The sequence below is a fragment of the Nonlabens sp. YIK11 genome, assembly GCF_001413925.1.
GTDB lineage: Bacteria > Bacteroidota > Bacteroidia > Flavobacteriales > Flavobacteriaceae > Nonlabens.
On sequence record NZ_LBMJ01000001.1, the window covers coordinates 1,934,499 to 1,952,884 of the forward strand.

Genomic DNA, 18,386 nt, shown 5'->3' on the forward strand with positions numbered 1-18,386 from the left:
ACATCATGAAAAAAATTACTTCATTAAAATTATTAATGGCATCATTACTATTTGGTGTCTATGCCTCTGGTTTTTCCCAGGTGATAGAAGATGGTACATATGCGATTTTTTCATCTGTAAATAACGAGGCTGTAACAGCACCTAATCAACCTGATTTTGACGCACAAATGACGTCTCCCAGCGATACTGATCCCATTCAGCAATGGGTCTTCACACATCAAGGTGATGATATTTATCAAATACAAAATGTAGGAACTGGAAATTATTTAGGGATAAAAGACAACTGGTGTGGACAATTTGGAGATGTTCAGGCAAAATTTGCCAGTACCGATACGAACATTAACTTTAAATTGATACCTGGTCAATTGCCAGGCAGTTATCTTTTTACCGTCGCTTTTACAGATTGCGGGTTCGGTTCCACTAATTCTCCAGTACGTGCATTTGATATTGAAGGTGGAGCCGCTGGAGGTCAATTGCAGACTTTTGATAATGATCCAACTAATGCCAATCAGCAATTTTTTATCATAGACCCTAGCAAATTAGGACCATCAGGCCAGATCATTCCTAATGGTAACTATGCTATCCTTAACGAGAATCTTAATCAAACGGTCACAGCTCCTAATTCTCCAGATTTTGATGCATTCATGACTGATCCAGACGCATTAGACGATGCACAAATATGGACTTTTACTCATCAAGGTAATGATGAATATCAAATTCAAAACGTTGCGACTGGCAATTATCTGGGAATGAAAGACAATTGGTGTGGTCAATTTGGAGATGTGCGTGCTTCTTTTAGCGCGAGCGATAACAATATTGATTTCAAACTTGTACAGTCAGATGCAGCAGGTGCGTATAACTTTCAAGTAGCTCACACGAGCTGTGGTTTTGGTTCGGTAAACAGTCCTATTCGTGCTTGGGATGTAGAAAATGGTGTAGCTGGTGGTCAAATTCAAACGTTTGACAGTGCTTCAGATAATGTCAATCAACAGTTTAAAACAGTAGAACCATCTGTTTTGAATACTCCAGAAATTAAAGTGACAATGGCATCTGTGTTCTATAACCCTGAAACTGGATTGAATATCAACTTTAATGAAAACTTGAATAGCCCAAAGGTGCAGATTTTTGATCTTCAAGGTAGAATGACGAACAGTTTTGATTCTTCAAGCATTTCTCAAAACACTGTGTTGGATGTAAGTAATCTAAAGACAGGACTTTATCTAGTTCGTATTTTGAATAGCGATGAATCTGTTCAAGTGACAAAAATTGTTGTAGAATAAATCAATTAGCCTTTTAAATTTATTTAACTCAAAATGATGCCAGTCCTTAATTGCTGTGATAGGACTGGCTTTGTTTTAAATACCAGAGTAAATCATTCTCACAAAACGCATAAATTACGAAGACATGACTTCCAGTTTTACCAGTTTAGTTGACGGAACCAGAATTAAGATTGAAGTTGCATTAATTTTGTGTGTTTCTCTTATTGTAATATCTAACGTATCTACTGCTCAAACAGCTACTGTATGGCTTACTACAGGTGATCAAATCGCCCTATTGCAGGAACAAGAATCGGTATCATTCAAACCTGGAGCAATTACCGGGCAATATGCCATCAACATAGATGAATCTGAATCAATTCAAACAATTGACGGCTTAGGTTTTGCCTTAACACAAGGCAGCGCTCAAGTTATAAATAGTTTAAAACCAGCAATCAAGGAAAGTTTGCTCACAGATTTGTTTGATCAGAAGGATGGTAACGCAATTTCCATTTTGAGGATTAGTATTGGTGCTTCAGACTTGAGCAATTCCGTTTACACCTACAATGAAACCGATGGTGATTTTGATATGAGCGAATTCAGCTTGCAAGGTCCCGATTCTATTCATGTACTTCCATTGCTGAAGGAAATCCTACAAATCAATCCAGATATCAAAATAATGGCGACACCATGGACAGCACCTACATGGATGAAAAGCAACAACACATGGATAGGAGGTAGTTTGAAACCTAGCCATTATCAGGCATATGCAGACTATTTTTTAAAGTATCTCCAGGCAATGGACAAAGAAGGTATAAAAATATGGGCCATAACACTTCAAAATGAACCAGAACACCCAGGTAATGAACCTAGTATGCTTATGAGCTCTGCAGAGCAAATAAAGTTTATCAACGATCATTTAGGGCCAACTCTAGCCAATTCAGCATATTCCCCAAAAATTATAGCCTTTGATCATAATTGTGATAATACAGCATATCCTATTGATGTGTTGAATAATTCACAATATGTGGATGGTGCAGCTTTTCATCTCTATGCTGGTGATATTTCAGCAATGGGTACCGTGTATGATCAAACAGGTAAAAATGTATATTTTACAGAACAATACACAAGTTCGAACAGTAATTTTGATCAAGATTTTGGATGGCATTTGGAAAATGTCGTCGTGGGTTCCCTAAGAAATCATTCTAAGGCTGTAATTGAGTGGAACCTTGCTACAGATGCCACTTATGGACCACATACAACTGGTGGTTGCGATCAATGTCTAGGAGCCGTAACCATAGAAAATGACGCTAACTTTGCTAAAAATGTATCTTATTACGTCATTAGTCAGCTTTCTAAATTCGTAAATCCAGGAGCGCATAGAATAGCATCAACTCAAAATGATACCATCGTTAATGTGGCACTCAAAAACCCAGATGGAAAAATCATTATTTTGGCCTACAACAAATCAGATACTATGAAACCAATTCATATCAATTGGGAAGGAAAAACGGTCAGTTATGGCTTACCAGGTCGTTCAGCCGTTACTTTATTGTGGCATTCAGAAAATACGGTTCGTATTGAGTAAAGTTTTTTCTCATAAAAAACTGTGATAATAGAATTCGCTTTCGCGAAAGCGAAACTTGCAAAAGTAAAATGAATTAGTATACATCTCCATCAATTTCTAAAATCACCGACATAGACTGGATGATGTCCTGTCTTAGAGAAACTTTGTTCTACAAGTTCCATCTGTTTATTTGCCGATGCAGAAAATAACTAATGCTGATTTTTAGAGGGTTATATTTAAAAGGTACAAATAGGGTACAATTATTGCACTTTGAAGAACAAATTTTAAAACGAGTTTTAAGATAATTATAGAAAGTTGCTCTTTCACGGTTTATTTTGGAGCTATTGTTTAAAGGAAAGATAGTAATAAAAGTATTTTTTGGAATATGATTGGCTATCTTCTAATTCTTCAATCTATATATTTTAAAAAAAAGCTATTTTTGTAGAGAGATTGTTGTTATCTTAATGAATTATTTAGTACCAATATAATTTGTTTGTTAGTTTTATATTCTATTGTTCTTTATGTTGTTTTTAACTATTGTTGTATAAATATTTAAGTAACATTATAAGTGTTTGTTAGTCTATATTATAGAAGAATATTAATTTTGTTTAAAATAAAATAATGGAAACTTTAAGAGAGAGAGCTCAATACCATTTTGACAATCTCGATTTAATTAAATTTAAAGAAGATTGGGCTGAAATTATTGCTTCATCCTGTTCAGACGGTTTAAAAATAGATGATTTAATAGAACACCAAAAGAGGTATCTATATTTTTCATTCGAAAAGCCACCTGAAAAACAATCTTTTAGTTTTAATATTTCACAAGCAAATCCGAGTTTCAGCTCGGATTCTTTATTTTTACAAAATGAACAAAGACGTAGCATTTAAATTTGAATCTTATCAATTTGATAAGGTTAGCATCAATTTTCAAAACTTAAGCTCAGAAAATCTGAACATAAACTTTAAGCCATCAGGTATCTTTAAAAAAGATGAGTCTGAGTTTGCTTTAAGCATAATTTTTACGGCAGACACCGAGGAAAATGAACAATTCATTGAAGTTCATAGTGTTGCTGTCTTTAAATTTAAAAATGCAAGTTCACTAGATGACATTCCATCATTTTTCTACAGAAATGCAATCGCAATTTTCTTTCCTTACTTAAGAGCTTTTGTTAGTTTAGTGTCAAACCAAGCTAATCATCCAGCATTTCTTTTGCCAACTTTAAACCTATCTGATTTGGAAGTTCCTTTAAAGGAAAATACAACAATTGTATAATTTTTAAGTTTGGAGGAATTAAAGTTATACCACACGGTTGAGGATACGGGAAATCCTGAGGTTATATTAAAAAGTGTTCCTTTTAAAAGCACAGCTGCAGATTGCTGGGTTGGTGAAGGTTATTATTTTTGGGAAAAATATATCAAACACGCTCACCGTTGGGGTAATATTCGATATGGGCATAAAAAAAAGAAATATGTTATTACTTCCACAACATTATATTACTCAATAGTAGATTGTTTCAATTTATTTGACCACGATCATCTTGATTATTTAGCTTATCTGAAAAAATTAATAGAGAATCAAGAAGATGTAGAAAATGCTACTTTTGAAAATATTGTTAGATATGCAAGAAATAATGATTTATTCCCATTCAAAATTATACGAATGGCTGAGCAAAACAAAACAAAACTGGAACCGTCTGATGAGAGTCTGATCGAACTTAGAGATGGTTTATCTGCATCTTTTTTATCATTGACCCCAAGAGTGGTATTATTTGTAAAATCGCTCACGGACTTGGAATTTGATGATTTTATAATTGAATATCCCGACAATTATATTTCAGGATATGTAGCATGACATATTTAATGTATTTATTATTCATTAAAGAAGTCTAAACCCTTGAATAGTTACTTCACCTTTTTGAAAGTTGGGAAGATATAATATGGAGAATAGGTGTTTAGGAAACTTATTCAATTTAACTTTCAGGTCAAATTATTATTCTAAACCTTTTCACTAAGGGCTTTAGAAATTGTGTCTGATGCAATTACCAATCGACTCGAGTTTTTTACAAACAAATTTTAGAAAGTTAAGAGTTATCGTTTATTGTTTTAAATTACGCTCGATGAAATAGCCTCATATCTTAATTTATCGCTATTGCATTAGAATTGTCTAAAAGTGAAATGCCAAAAATATTCATGAATTTCAATTTGTAAAGTACCCCACCCCTGTTTAAAATGCACTTTTTTTTTTGGGGGGGGTGGTACAGTGAGCTCATTCGTTAGATGCGAACCTCTGATCACATCATTTTTTTTTATTTTGGGTAATAACTTTCAAGGCGTAGGGGGGGATTATTAATAATCAAAATTAATATTTTAATGTTATGAAATTATTTCATGGATATAATCCTTTTTGACATCACTAGAGCCCACCTTAAACCCTCCCTAAAAAACTATTTATAGCCATGAATTTGATGTAAAAGCTTACGTTTCTGTTTGTGTGTGAATTAAATTCTTCAATTTTCCTTAACGTATTCTTGTCTTCATAGTAACTTTAAATCGTTCGAATATTTTAATTACGAGTTTATTTTACAATGTTGTTTGAGAACGAAATTTCCCCTATAATCATGGCATAAGCTACTCTATCTAACTATGCTAAATTTTACCCTTTGAGGTTGATATATTTAGATAAATAACCTCTCAATTCATCATCGACAACATAGACGTATGTTCCTAAAATACCTCTATACATCATTGTTTTGTATATGTTAATGACATATTCTTTGAGTTGATTGGGATCATCGATTCCAACAGAGCCTTTAGTGTCGTAATAATTTTCTTTGTCTATATAAATTTCATGATTTACAGCATCATATTTTATTTCGTTCCCAAATATCACACCAGCGTAGTTTAAATCATAACCTTGAACAGTATGGATGCAACCTATTTCTTTTAAGTCCTTAGTGCTGTTGATCCAATCGTGTGGAACTCTATTCCAAGTTAACTCTATACCGTCAATAATTGCATCTGGAACATTTGCATTTTTACTTTTCCATTTCCATCCGTATCCTGCCATCATTCTTGATAAACCATATTCACTTTCCTTTAATCTCAAAACATCAACCATCTCTGACATGTTTTTAAAAAGTTTTAAATCATAAGTGGTTGCATTAAACGGTTCGGCAACTTCAGGTAATTGATGGTTAAGTAGACGGTCTACAAACCGTATGTAGTCAACGCCACCCTTTGCTCTTAGTTGAGAGGTTAATTCTATGACATGAGACCCTGTATTCACTTTTAACTTGTCAAAAACACTTTGTGGTATATCTGATGGTCTTATGGACTGCGCAGAATCATAAAAAAATAATTGGTGTTTGCTGCATCTCATTATCCAGTCCAACTCTGTTCCTTCATTGCCATATCCTAATAATCTATTATTATTATCGTGGCTTCTATAGTTGGTTATACCTTTTCGTCTCTTTAGTCGGTGAGCTTCGTCAACAATCAATATATCATAATCTTGTTTTGTAACGGCAGAAGGTCCGATCACCATAGACGGTTTTAGTCCCTTTACGTTTCTAAAAACGTTTTCGAGTGTTTTCCTTAAAGATACCATTGGAACAACTAAAGCGATCTTTAAATCCCTGTTAGACTCCTGAATCTCCTTTACAAATTCAAGTTCTAAGAGATTTATACCTTCCGCATCCTCATAATCGTCAATATCTACCTTTGTTAGCAGCATTTTTATCAGATAGACGGCTAATATAGTTTTTCCAGTTCCAGCTGAACCTTGTACAAATACTGTACTTTCCGAACGATTAAGAATAAGTTTTAAATACTGATAAATGGCTTTATGTTGGTCTGCAGTAAGTGCTTTATATGGTGAATATTTAAATAAATCCGAGTTGTCTATTTGAAGGATGTCTTTAACCGCCACTTTTTGCAGTTTCAGGTTTTCCCAAATGTTTTTAAAAACTTCGTAGTATGCTGGCTTTTGATAATAATTATGGTCGACTATACCTGCATTTCCGTTGAGAAGTATAAACTTCTCATCAGCTACCATATATTTAATTAAATATGACTCAATGTCCAATGTCGCAGACTTATTGAAGTTCGGGCTGCTAATTATGTAGACGTATTTCAGCTTCTTTTTTTCAGGGTGCGATAAATGATTTTGCATCCTTTGTAATGCATTAGTGCTTTCACCAACATACGCAGTTGAAGATTCTAAATCATAAATTATATAAACAATAGGGTAATTGTTCAAGGTGTAATTATCCTTGACATTGTACTCATCGATGCCATGAAAGATATACGAGTTTATTTCAAAATTTGTAGGTAGAAAATCACTCATACTATAATTCATTGTATTTTTTGGCAGTTCCCTTTGCCTTGCTTATAGGGTATTTTAAGCTGTTTTTTTCAATTTTATCGTTTACAATTTCTATGATGTCTAAACCGTTTTTATTAGCGAGTAGAAACGCATAACACAGAACGTCTGCCAATTCTTCCTTCATTTTGGATTTGTCAAAATCTTCATTATCCTTCCAGAGAAACAGCTCTAAAAGTTCACTGGCTTCCAGAGAAAGTGCGATGCTTAGATCTTTGCTATTATGGAATTGTGACCAGTCTCTTTCATCTCTGAATTTAACTAACTTTTGAATTGTCATATCTAGATCGCTCATATCATTTTTTTAGAAATGCGGTTGCCAATTCATACTCCTTATCAAACGGCATTTGTAGTTGTCCTAACATGTCAGGAATACCTTTAGCCCAAGTTACATAGTAAAACGCTAGTGTTTTGTAACCGCTGAAATTTGAGTTTGGGATAGAAGGAACATGATATCCACCTTTATTTGGGTCAATGCCTTGCATGCCAACTGTAGCAAATTCAAAGGCTATCTTCTTTATTTTTTCTTGGGACATTTCCTTCAAGTATTCTAACGCAGAAACCATGTACATAACGACAGCCATATTCACGTCCTCCGAAGTATGTGATTCTACAAATGATCGCATTTTTCGTTCCTGAGAAGGATCGCTTTCGCTTAAGTTGAAGGGATCAGAGTTGACACTTTCAATCACATCGTCAATCGATTGACTTCTATACTTCGATTCTAAAATCAAATCAAAATACCCATCCATTTTTAAATCCTCAGCCCAATGTTGTATTAGTTCATATTCTTCTCCAGACTCTCTGTCTTCTCTGTATTCAAGAAATTCATCATAAAGCTTCTTAGCTGTGTCTGACTCTATTTTGTTAGGCTTATGAAGTCCTGTCAAATCAATTCCAAATAACGTTTTAAAATGCGTTGCATGTATTAGATTGTAAATCTTGCTTACTCTAATTATTTCCTTCGGTGTACGTTCTACTATCTCCTTTTGAGTTACTGCCTTGACTCCTTCATTTATTAGAACATATAAGGAATAAAATTGTATCGGGCGCAGTGGTTTAAAACGTTGGAATATAATGTCTTCTATGAATAAGTCTATCGGTGTATTGAAGACTTGGCTATTCAATCCGTTGTGAAGTGCCTGAAAATAGTTAGCAACACTATCCTTTGATATGCCATTGTTGTAAAGCTTCGTGGCTTCTGATTCTAAGTTGTGAAAAAACTTAGATTTATGGGATTGGTTAGAGGTGAACAAATGATTAGTGTCCGCTATCCTTGCATCTTCAGCTAATTCAAGATGAATAAGTTCGTGAACGATCAAATGTAGATATGTAGAGTATTTACTTTGATATCTCACCAAATGATAATCCCTATCGTAGTTTTCTTTTAGCTCAAGTTTGGCGGCTGTAGATATGTTATCATCCTCTTCTATTTTTATTTGAGTATTGTATTTTAACTCTAAATCTTTGACATACCCTCTTACTAGATCTCGTACTGGTTTCGTTTTAGAAATTGTTTCAGACAATCGCTTTGCAAAAGCAATAGAGTTTTTGAATACCTCATCCTTTGATTCATTATTCTTAATAGACTTTTTAATATAATCGAATGCATCAGCATAATCCTGCTCGGCTTCAGCAATAATAGCTAGACCGTAATAAGTGTTTGGGTAATTGGGGTTAGAAAATATTGCCTTGTGGAAATACTCTTTAGCCTCCCTAAGTCTACCAAGCTGCAAAAGGTTGGCTCCAATATTATTTAATGCTAAATAATCGTCTGAGTCTAGCTTTAAAACCTCATTGTAATAAATCAATGCCGTATCAATGTCCCCCTTATGACGAGCAAATATATTTCCCATCATAATTAAAGCATATTGATTTTTCGGGTTCCACCTCAAGGAATCAATTAGCGCATTAATTCCTTCTTCTTGATTTCCTAGTTCTGATTGAATCTGACCAAGTAGTCTGTGATATTCTGAGACCTTTGGATAATCTTTTACCAATTGCTTTGCAAGGGGTAGGGCTTGGGTTATTTTATCCTGTTCACAGAGCGAAATAATTTCAGCTGAGAGATCAGACTCTCTATGACTAATTTCAATATTGATCTTAATAGTAATGAAATCATCAGAAATTTCAACCTCGGGTGACGTAGAACCTATAGAATAAAAATCCTTTAACACATCAATCAAGTTGCTTTGATCTTGTCTCAAATTCGGAAATAAAATTGAAAGAAACTCTGAGCGAGCAATTACGATAGTCATTGACTTGTTGTTTAAAGCAAAAATAGGAATAAACAGAATGTTTCAACCCCTTGTGGTTGCTACTTATCGCCACCTCCAATTGGGAACAACACATAGTACCAAAGACTTTTAAGATATATGACCAATATTCTGATCCAGCGTGGCCTTTTTTTCTTACCCATACAACCAATCTACATAAAAATTCAAAAACATTCAGGATCATCCAATGTATGAGAGTATGTGACCAACGGATGGGATTCTTTTAGGATATTTTCCTCCTTCCATTCTTCCATAGCAAGTTTTGGAGGGTATCCGATGTATTCACTCAATTTTTCTACCATCATTTGATAAACATCTTGAGCGTAATCTTCAGTAGTAGCGATACTGTCGTGAATCGTGAATAATGGAGCCCTCGGATATTTTTCACTAATGAGTTTTGTTATGACATCAAGGATGAGGTGGCTTTCTATTGACTGTAGTAAACAAGCTAGGGTGTTTTTCTTTTGCTTTTTAATCACCTGAAAAAGTTCGTTAATGTTGGGAAAGCTTTTCTCAAAGACTTCCTTAAATAGCTTCCTTCTTGACTCTAAACCACGATATCCATTTGCTCCAAAAAGAACTAGAAACATAACATCCTTCAATTGCTTTCTATCTTCGATCGCAACCCCTGTTGCTAGCCTGATTTGATTATTGAGATATTCGTAAAATGTGCCTGAAGTGACTGCACTAATATAGCTCGTAAAGTCTCTATTTAAAAGGGGTTTCACACTTTCTACTAGCATAGTATAAGAGGTTTGTAGTTGTGGTGAAGTTTTGTTGATAATGTGGTGGATTGTTAATTTGTTTGAGGATTTTATGGTTTTTGAGGGATTTTGCGCTTCGTCGGAAATTTTTGAAGATTTGAGACACCAAAAATTTGGATCTAGCAACAATAAACTCATGTAAGGTTGGGAGTTTTTAATGTCCAGACTTATTAGAGTTTTACCGTCGTATTTTAAGGCGTTTCTCATCCAACTGGGCATGTTAGTGAGATTAAAGTGAAAACGCTTTACAGTGCTATCTCTATTCATGTAATAGTCATTGTTCAATATCCTTAACTTAGACACCAACCCATGTTGATATTGTTTCCAAGGGCTCTTGTTTGACCTAATGAATCTTTTCGAGGAATTGAGACTTTTATGGGGAATCATGCGTTTCCTTCTCGAAAAGTCTAAGTCTAATTTTAAATTTACGAGATCGTTGTTTATCGTAAGCTTTTCGTCAATCCACTTTGTTAGATGGTGCAGTTCTTTACATCTATTCTGCCTTTTGCTTTTTTGTAATTTTTTACGGAGAGTAAAGTCAGTTATTTCAACGCAGATTACCGAACATTCTCGATAAAGCTTGCAAAGACGGTAGCCTTTTGATTTTTGACTTGGTATGTAATGATCATCGCATTCTATTATGCCATGGTCTATTAAATAGTCTAGATGCGCTTTATAATTGTGCTTAATGCGCTGTAAAACCTCCGAGTTGAGCGGTACAAAATTGATATAAAGGTAGTCGCTTGCCAATTGAGATCGACACAGGATTGAATCAACAACATATATTAAGAAGTCTTTTTTAAAGCCTTTAAAATTTGGTTGATTGGATGCAATGAGCTTATCAACCTCAAATAAGGTCGGGATATAATTGTACATAAAAGATGTTCAAAATGACACAGGAGAGTGCGAGTCCATAAATGCAATGAACTTGTCTTCTTACTTAATTAATCTTTTGAAGCATCTCGGTTACCGTATGTTTGCGATCCGCTTTGAGCCATTCTATTATCTCTGATTTAAAGAAATAGAGTCGATTTCCTTTCTTTTGGTAGGGAATTTCCCTTCGTTGGCAGTAGCCATAGAGCGTGTTCACTTTGAGACCCGTTAAGGCAGAAACATCTTGAATATTAATAGGCAAATCATCATTATGTTCGTTTGATGATTGATTTAGTATAATTGTTTTAAGCTCTTCAATCTCATTTTGAAGGGTCAAGATTAGAGCAGGAAGGTTTTCAAATGTTACTGTAGAATTCATTGTTAGTACTTATCATTTAGTAGTACAACATTATCGCTGATTCACGGTGACACAAAAACCTTTGTAAAACTTGTAAGTATGTGCAAGGTTCTGTAAGTATATTCAATACTTTCTTCTAAAGTGACTCTGGCCACCTTTGTCCTTAGTGAAGTCAACAAAGTATTGAATAAGTAGATTTAAATATTTTTGCTTTTCTCCCTGTGAACCTCTAGCAATATCCTTATAGAATCTATAAAACACATCACCAATGTCGCCTTTCGTTCTGTAGCGAATCAATCTAATTTTCTCCTTTGGTACATCAAGATCTTCGAATGCTGATTTTAAAAATTTATTTAAATCTAGCTTACTAATTACACCTTTGTTCAGAAGCTCTTTCTCGTAGAATTTAAAAACCTCTTCAGGTGGTACATTATCAAAATTGTTGATGAAATTGATAGGTAGAATTTCACCGTCCACACCTGAAGAATCGTTTCTATTGCTATTGGGGTCAAGACTAAAACACAACATCTCAAAAATCGATTCCATCGTGAGCTCGACTTTGGTAATATAATCTTTAAAAAATTTTAATGCTTCTGATTCACTGACTTTGATACCCTGTTGAATCTCAGCAACCATATGATCCTGCTGAACAGATGCTATACAAGCGGTAGATCCACACCATATCATATCTTTAAGGCGTTTACAAATTTCGATCGCTTGCTCTGGCTCAATCTGATCTCTTCTCATTTGAATTTTTAACGCATATATTTCATTTTCTATTATGTATGGATATTTCAATTCAAAAGATGATATTAGCTTAAAGAAGGTGTCTGGAGGTAAGTTTGCGTTAATATTTTTACCTCTAACTTCAATCTCTGGTTCAGGGTCTATAACAATGGAATGCTGAGTTTGCATAAAAAACTCCTCAGCCATTTTTAAAAAATTCATGATTTTCTGAGTTTGATTTTTCCAGCAGCTTTGAATTTACTCTCGTTAGTGATTTTTGCATACACCTGAGTCGTTCCGACGTCTTTATGTCCCAACATTTTTGAGACGGTATAAATGTCAGTACCCCCTAGTAATTGGAGAGTTGCATAGGTGTGCCTAAAGCAGTGGAAAGTGATTTCTTTTGTGATTCCCGCAGCTCCAATCCATTGATAAAGGTGCTTATTTTGGTATGCGGAATATTCCAATCCTTCAAAAACGAAGTCATACTCTTTTCTTTTTTCTCCAAGCAGCTCATATGCTTCTTTTGAAATAGGGTGGTACTCTGGAGAACCCGTTTTTAATTGATCAAAAAATATCATGTACCCAAGATTATCGATATGCCTTATTTTACCCCATGTCAATGCTTTAATATCCGAGAATCGCAAACCCGTAAGAGCAGAAAATAACGCTGCTTTTTTCAATAAAGGGTTGTTACAATCAGTTTGATAAAGTCGTATCAATTCATCCTGCGTTAAAAACTCACGTCTGGTTTCGGCCTTTGGAATAGGGTTAACCTTTGAACTTAAATCTTCGGCTAAGTAGCCATCTTTGAACCCTGATTTTAAGGCTGCTTTGACTTTATTAAAATACGAATGAGCGGTATTTTGAGATAGCTTACTCTTTTTACTACGTACGCTATTACTATTCAATAGATATCTCTTATATCTTTCTAAAACGTCAATATTTAGTTCGTTGAACTTGATGCTGCCGTTGCAAAACTCAACTAAATAGTTTAAAGCGGACTTCCAAGACTTCTTATTACTTCCTTTTCGCTCGGAAGCTAGACCTTGACAATACTTAATAAAACATTTATTCCCTGCCTCGATTTTTCTTTTCTGATCTAACTCGAAGGCAGTGTATATTTCTGGTTTGTTTAGTTCGTTTTCTCTTTTTAAACACAATTGCTCTGCGATATACAACTTTTGCTTGTTCGACTGTTTCTCAGTGGTTGTTTTTGGTTTGGAAAGTATATATAGACCAAGGAACTCCCTTCTAGTAAACCCATCCTTATTTGGGTTTTTTATAGGAGGGTAAAAGTCTAAGTAAAGGCTTTGACGGCCTCTAGTAATAGTTTTTTTTCTTAGTGTAACTTTTACAGTCATTCAATTAATTTTCAGAGCCATCAAAAATTCTGTCTATCTCATTTTTAAGTACATATGAAAACTTGCCTTGTCTGAATTTGGCAATGTCATATTTCTTAAGAATCGTGTATAATGCGCTTTGAGATATTCCATAGAGGTCAGATATCTCTTTCAAGGAATAACAATCTTTGAGATTTGGGGTTCTATAGGCTGACTTCGTTGATGAACTGCTTGAGGGTTCAGCGAATAGTTCTTCAAGAGAAACCTTATCAATTCTCGTCATCCTTTCTCCAAGATTGATTGCTTGTACTTTGTTTAATTTTATTAATCTGTAAATGGTTTTAGTCGAGCAACCTAAAAATTCAGATGCCTCATTTACAGTAAGAATTCTTTTGTCATGTAATGAGGCCTTTGGTTTCGAAGACCTTTTTAATGTACCGTTAGCGGCCTCTATTTTTTCATTCCTTTTTCTAGCCTTATAGGCTCTTTTGGCGCAAGTGTCTCCACAGTATTTTGTTACTGTAGTTTTGGCTGTAAACTCCTTCTCACAATGCTGGCAAACACGTTTAATTCTAATATTACTGCTCATTTCGTTTACTTAAATAGAATTAACATCTAATAAGGGTAGATAAGGGACATTTTCTCTCCATTCCATGTAACAAATTTGTACCTCATTTTGTCAGGTACAAATTAGGTACAAAACAAAACAGTAACAAAATTATATCCAAGAATAAATGGACGAAATAAAAAACGCAACTATAATGCGGAATTAAGCAAGTATTAAGCAAGTATTACGCAACTACTACGATTCGTAAATGTTTATCTGAGGTAGGTCTATTTCCCGATGCAGAATTGACTAAAAATATTACCTAACAGCTCGTCGTTTGTGATCTCGCCGGTAATGAGGCCTAAAGACTCGGCGGTAGCTTTGATGTCGATAGCGAGAAATTCACTGGAAATATCGTTGGCGATTCCTTGCTGGACTTCTAGAAGTGATGCATAGGCTTTTTGCAAAGCATCATAGTGTCTTGCGTTGCTCACAATGCTATCATCACCGCTCAAGGCACCGCTTTGAAAGCTTGCTACCAGTGCCTCTTTCATCTCATCAACTCCAGTACCTGATTTTGCGCTTAGCGAGATAACGATCGTTTCTGGAGAACGTTTTTTGATTTGCTTCGTGATTTCGGCGTGTTGTAATCCTGTGATTTCATCAAGTTTATTGAGGACAACAATAACGGGTTTGTCAGGAAAGCGCTCCTTCAAAATCTGGATACGCATCAGGCAATGCACAATTCGCGGATTAGAATCCAGCTGTGTCGCATCCAGCAGATATAAAACCAGTCTGGATTGCTCTGCCTTTGCATAACTGCGTTGGATTCCCATGGTTTCAATAGTATCCGTCGTCTCACGTATACCTGCAGTATCTATAAACCTAAACCTGATGCCGTCAATATTGATCTCGTCCTCAATGCTATCACGCGTTGTACCCGCGATCTCGCTTACAATAGCTTTCTCCTCGTTGAGTAAGGCATTCAACAGGGTTGATTTTCCCACATTGGGTTCTCCTACAATCGCGATGGGAATACCAGATTTCAATACATTACCCAGCGCGAAAGAATCAATAAGCTTGCGCAATGTTTTTTGGGCATTGGCCAGTAAAACCTTGAGGTCGTCACGGTTGGCAAATTCCACATCTTCCTCGCTAAAATCCAGTTCCAATTCAATCATACTGGAAAAATTGAGCAATTGCTTGCGCAAATCTTGGAGTTCGCTAGAAAAGCCACCGCGCATTTGTTGCAGAGCAATTTGGTGTGCCGTGGCGCTTTCGCTAGAAATCAGGTCTGCAACGGCTTCGGCTTGTGATAGGTCCATTTTTGCATTGAGAAATGCCTGTAGGGTAAACTCACCTGCCGCGGCCATGCGAGCACCTTGTCTCAAACACAATCCTATGATTTCCTGCTGTATGTAGATGGAACCATGGCAAGAGATCTCAACCACATGCTCACCGGTGTAGGATCTGGGCGCGTCAAATCTGGTCAGTAGCACCTGATCTACGATACGATCGCCGTCATAAACGTGTCCCAAAGTCACAGTGTTGGGATGCAGTCTTTCATAGAGTTTGGCTGTTGGTTTTGAGTTCGCTTTCGCGAAAGCGGGAACAAAAATAGCCGCAGCAATATCATGGGATTCCGGACCAGAAAGCCTCACTACTGCAATGGCACCAGAACCAGCCGGCGTGGCAAGCGCCACAATCGTATCGTTTTTAAACATACTACAAAGGTAGCGATTGGAGCATAAAAAAACCGCTGTGGAAAAACAGCGGTTCATTCATGATATAAACTAAGGACTAATTCAAAATCACCTTGCTAGATTTGGATGTGCTACCATCTGTAATCTCAAAAATATACATGCCATTTGCGATAGTCGACACATCGATTTTTGCTGTGTTACCTGTATTTACAATCGCTTTAGTAGCTATAGTTTGACCTAATAAATTAGTGATTGTTAATGTCAAATCAGTGGAATCGAACCCAGCAGTGGTGATGTTTAGTTGGTCACCATTGGTTGGGTTAGGGTACACCTTCAAAACCAGATTTTGACTGTCGATAAGGCTAGCCGTATCTTTAGTAAACTTGATGTAGAAACGATCGGCATCAGCACTCATATCCTGATTGTTGATTTGAAAGTCAATATTGTTGAGACCTTCAGACAACGTCTGTTCTGTATTCAAAAATCGATCGACTAGTATCGCAGTCGCCTCGCTAGCCAGATTATCGACTCTAATACTCATGCTATAGTCGTTACGCTTATAGTTAAGCAGATTTAGCTGCATTTCTTCATCGTTATCTGGTAAGGCTCTACTTTCATAAGCCAAGTAAGAAGATCCTTTAAGAAGCGACAAGTTTTCTTCAGGATTGAAAATCTTATTGGAATCGTTAATGTTGATCTCGTTGTCACCATCAAAAACAATTTTAAGATCATCCAGGCGCACAGTATTACCATCCACCATAGAATACAAAGTTAACTTCATACTTGCAACATCTTCATTTGAGAATGTGACCAAATTGCTGTTGGAAGGCGATCTGTCATCCAGTTCAAACCCTATGGATGCAGCGCCATCTCCCGCTGTTGCCACAAAAAACGATTGACCTGGCTGGACATATAAAAACGGAGTTTCCGTAGGATCTGTAGTACCTGTACTAATCGTTTCATAACCACCTTGTGTCGCTTTATTAGCGTTCCATACGTAAATGAAATTAGTATTCAAGTTAGATTTGGTCAGGTTCCTAAAATCTACAACTGCTTGGAAAGGGTTACCGACGAGGCTAAAGTTGCCACCTACTTCATTCAAATTGCTAAATGTAGCTCCATCAAGATCAGGGGTTCCTGTAGCGCGTAGAACGACATTACTGTTAGGTGCTGGTGCTGGTGTAGCGGTTAAGTTATAATTACGGTCGCCACGTATGAATAAACGGTAGGGCGTTCCAGCGCTAAGAGTATTCACATCTGTATTGTCAATAGGTTGCCATGCCACCTGCTGATTTGCAGAAACGTCTGTATTGTCAAATGAGAACATCGATGGATTACCAGAAGGAGTAGCATCAAAACCATTAGCACCAGTTTCTGAACCCGTTATATGGGTTCCAACTCCTGGTACGCTATTGCCGTTGTCTTGCCAGTTGGCAAAAATTGATCCTGATGTATTCACTGCAGAGGTTACAAAACGAAACGCTCTTCTATTATTATTTGCTGCAGGAATAAATCGTTCTACCGTGATGTCACCGTTAACGGTAGCCGTGGCACTATTTAATAATTGGGCGGTACCGCTGGCACTACTGGCAAAACGAGTCGTTCCATTGTTAGTCAAAGAACCGTTGAGGTTCATGACTTGATTAGCTGCTATTGTCAAAGTAGAACCGGTATTGACCGTTATAGAATTATCGATGGTAATAGGTACATCTGTTATAACGGCATTTTGAATGGTGATTTGGTCTTCTGCTCCAGGAGGATTTCCATTGGTCCAAACGCCTGGACTGCTCCAAAAACCTGCACTTGCCGTGGCCGCAATGCCTAGGGTTCTACCTTGTGGGTAATCAAAATATTGTGTAAAAGTCATTTCGTTGAGTTTCCCTGGATTTCCTGCAGAGATTCCGCCACCTAACGCTTCGTCAGATGAAAACATTCCATTCGGATCTCCGTCATTCGGATTCCCGTAGGTAGCTAAGAATCCAAAATTAAGACCAGTTGAGCCGTCAAGCCCTAAATCACTCCAATTAAAAGAGAATGTAAAAGAAACATCACCAGAATTAAACCCTGAGCCAACATTTTTTATAAAATTAAGTTCATTATTTCCAGCACCAGTGCCGACGTTACCGTTACTTGGAATAGAAAACAATTTTGGCTGGTTAGTATTGATTGCTATTGCATGAGAAACCTCAAAACCAGGAGGGAAAAAGATAGCAGAAGAATTTGCATTTGATACTGCACGTCGATAATCATCGCTGGTGTCATTAATATCTACAGTATTTGTTCTACCAGTCGAACTTGCAGATATGTAAATTACCATGGTATCATTGAAGCCCGCACCACCTTTAGTAAAAGTTCCTGTGACCGTTGTCCCATCATCTGTCAATTGAAGAGTACCGTTGCCAACAGGTCCTCCAAAACCGGTATTCCCATTTCCATTGTAAGTAACTTGTTGTGCGTGTACACAAATCGTTGCTATAAAAAACGAAAAGATTATCGTAAAGTAATTTCTTGTCATAATTATTTTAATTTGTTTCATATCAAATATATCCAAATTGTTGATTCCACAAAGGCATAACACCTTGCTTATACAGA

Annotated in this window: 15 protein-coding genes; 5 read left to right on the forward strand and 10 right to left on the reverse strand. The window is 36.2% G+C overall.

Annotated features, from left to right (window positions below):
- The first annotated feature begins 5 nt into the window (after positions 1–5).
- From AAU57_RS08670 to AAU57_RS08690, 5 genes are all read left to right on the forward strand, one after another.
- Positions 6–1,280, forward strand: coding sequence for an RICIN domain-containing protein (locus AAU57_RS08670; protein WP_082438593.1), 1,275 nt, complete (start codon positions 6–8; stop codon positions 1,278–1,280).
- 124 nt (positions 1,281–1,404) lie between these two features.
- Complete coding sequence (locus AAU57_RS08675) at positions 1,405–2,844, forward strand: glycoside hydrolase family 30 protein (protein ID WP_055412535.1); 1,440 nt, start codon at positions 1,405–1,407, stop codon at positions 2,842–2,844.
- Positions 2,845–3,444: 600 nt separating this feature from the next.
- A complete protein-coding gene (locus AAU57_RS08680; protein ID WP_055412536.1) occupies positions 3,445–3,711 on the forward strand; it encodes a hypothetical protein in 267 nt (88 codons plus the stop codon).
- Positions 3,689–4,096 carry a protein-export chaperone SecB gene (locus AAU57_RS08685; protein ID WP_055412537.1) on the forward strand — a complete coding sequence of 136 codons (408 nt, stop codon included), beginning with the start codon at positions 3,689–3,691 and terminating at the stop codon, positions 4,094–4,096. Before AAU57_RS08680 ends, AAU57_RS08685 begins: the two co-directional genes overlap by 23 nt.
- Positions 4,097–4,105: 9 nt before the next feature.
- Positions 4,106–4,675 (forward strand): hypothetical protein, encoded by a 570-nt coding sequence (locus AAU57_RS08690; RefSeq protein ID WP_055412538.1) that lies wholly within the window; start codon positions 4,106–4,108, stop codon positions 4,673–4,675.
- Between the two features lie 801 nt (positions 4,676–5,476).
- On the opposite strand, the gene AAU57_RS08695 is transcribed toward AAU57_RS08690, so the two are convergent.
- The 10 genes from AAU57_RS08695 to AAU57_RS08740 form a co-directional block, all read right to left on the reverse strand.
- A complete protein-coding gene (locus AAU57_RS08695) occupies positions 5,477–7,168 on the reverse strand; it encodes a DUF2075 domain-containing protein (RefSeq protein ID WP_055412539.1) in 1,692 nt (563 codons plus the stop codon).
- 1 nt (position 7,169) lies between these two features.
- Complete coding sequence (locus AAU57_RS08700) at positions 7,170–7,499, reverse strand: nucleotide pyrophosphohydrolase (protein WP_055412540.1); 330 nt, start codon at positions 7,497–7,499, stop codon at positions 7,170–7,172.
- A gap of 1 nt (position 7,500) precedes the next feature.
- Positions 7,501–9,462: a tetratricopeptide repeat protein gene (locus tag AAU57_RS14865; protein WP_082438594.1), complete on the reverse strand. Its 1,962-nt coding sequence runs from the start codon at positions 9,460–9,462 to the stop codon at positions 7,501–7,503.
- Between the two features lie 182 nt (positions 9,463–9,644).
- Positions 9,645–10,511 (reverse strand): hypothetical protein, encoded by an 867-nt coding sequence (locus AAU57_RS15015; RefSeq protein WP_156340072.1) that lies wholly within the window; start codon positions 10,509–10,511, stop codon positions 9,645–9,647.
- Positions 10,512–11,184: 673 nt separating this feature from the next.
- Entirely contained in the window at positions 11,185–11,496 is a 312-nt protein-coding gene (locus AAU57_RS08715; protein WP_055412542.1) for a helix-turn-helix domain-containing protein, read from the reverse strand.
- A gap of 102 nt (positions 11,497–11,598) precedes the next feature.
- The gene (locus AAU57_RS08720; RefSeq protein ID WP_156340074.1) at positions 11,599–12,423 is read right to left on the reverse strand and encodes a hypothetical protein; all 825 of its coding nucleotides are present in this window, start codon (positions 12,421–12,423) and stop codon (positions 11,599–11,601) included.
- A complete protein-coding gene (locus tag AAU57_RS08725) occupies positions 12,420–13,565 on the reverse strand; it encodes a tyrosine-type recombinase/integrase (protein WP_055412544.1) in 1,146 nt (381 codons plus the stop codon). The genes AAU57_RS08720 and AAU57_RS08725 overlap by 4 nt, the downstream gene beginning before the upstream one ends.
- A gap of 4 nt (positions 13,566–13,569) precedes the next feature.
- The gene (locus AAU57_RS14870) at positions 13,570–14,133 is read right to left on the reverse strand and encodes a helix-turn-helix transcriptional regulator (protein ID WP_082438595.1); all 564 of its coding nucleotides are present in this window, start codon (positions 14,131–14,133) and stop codon (positions 13,570–13,572) included.
- A 245-nt stretch (positions 14,134–14,378) separates the two neighbouring features.
- Entirely contained in the window at positions 14,379–15,815 is a 1,437-nt protein-coding gene (mnmE, locus tag AAU57_RS08735) for a tRNA uridine-5-carboxymethylaminomethyl(34) synthesis GTPase MnmE (protein WP_055412545.1), read from the reverse strand.
- A gap of 76 nt (positions 15,816–15,891) precedes the next feature.
- Positions 15,892–18,309, reverse strand: coding sequence for a T9SS type A sorting domain-containing protein (locus AAU57_RS08740; protein WP_197275402.1), 2,418 nt, complete (start codon positions 18,307–18,309; stop codon positions 15,892–15,894).
- Positions 18,310–18,386: the final 77 nt, after the last annotated feature.

Bases quoted from the DNA above. Each gene is read 5' to 3' on its own strand.
- AAU57_RS08670 (WP_082438593.1), top strand. From the start codon at position 6: ATGAAAAAAATTACTTCATTAAAATTATTAATGGCATCATTACTATTT.
- AAU57_RS08675 (WP_055412535.1), top strand. From the start codon at position 1,405: ATGACTTCCAGTTTTACCAGTTTAGTTGACGGAACCAGAATTAAGATT.
- AAU57_RS08680 (WP_055412536.1), top strand. From the start codon at position 3,445: ATGGAAACTTTAAGAGAGAGAGCTCAATACCATTTTGACAATCTCGAT.
- AAU57_RS08685 (WP_055412537.1), top strand. From the start codon at position 3,689: ATGAACAAAGACGTAGCATTTAAATTTGAATCTTATCAATTTGATAAG.
- AAU57_RS08695 (WP_055412539.1), bottom strand. From the start codon at position 7,168: ATGAGTGATTTTCTACCTACAAATTTTGAAATAAACTCGTATATCTTT.
- AAU57_RS08700 (WP_055412540.1), bottom strand. From the start codon at position 7,499: ATGAGCGATCTAGATATGACAATTCAAAAGTTAGTTAAATTCAGAGAT.
- AAU57_RS14865 (WP_082438594.1), bottom strand. From the start codon at position 9,462: ATGACTATCGTAATTGCTCGCTCAGAGTTTCTTTCAATTTTATTTCCG.
- AAU57_RS15015 (WP_156340072.1), bottom strand. From the start codon at position 10,511: ATGAATAGAGATAGCACTGTAAAGCGTTTTCACTTTAATCTCACTAAC.
- AAU57_RS08715 (WP_055412542.1), bottom strand. From the start codon at position 11,496: ATGAATTCTACAGTAACATTTGAAAACCTTCCTGCTCTAATCTTGACC.
- AAU57_RS08720 (WP_156340074.1), bottom strand. From the start codon at position 12,423: ATGAATTTTTTAAAAATGGCTGAGGAGTTTTTTATGCAAACTCAGCAT.
- AAU57_RS08725 (WP_055412544.1), bottom strand. From the start codon at position 13,565: ATGACTGTAAAAGTTACACTAAGAAAAAAAACTATTACTAGAGGCCGT.
- AAU57_RS14870 (WP_082438595.1), bottom strand. From the start codon at position 14,133: ATGAGCAGTAATATTAGAATTAAACGTGTTTGCCAGCATTGTGAGAAG.
- mnmE (WP_055412545.1), bottom strand. From the start codon at position 15,815: ATGTTTAAAAACGATACGATTGTGGCGCTTGCCACGCCGGCTGGTTCT.
- AAU57_RS08740 (WP_197275402.1), bottom strand. From the start codon at position 18,309: ATGACAAGAAATTACTTTACGATAATCTTTTCGTTTTTTATAGCAACG.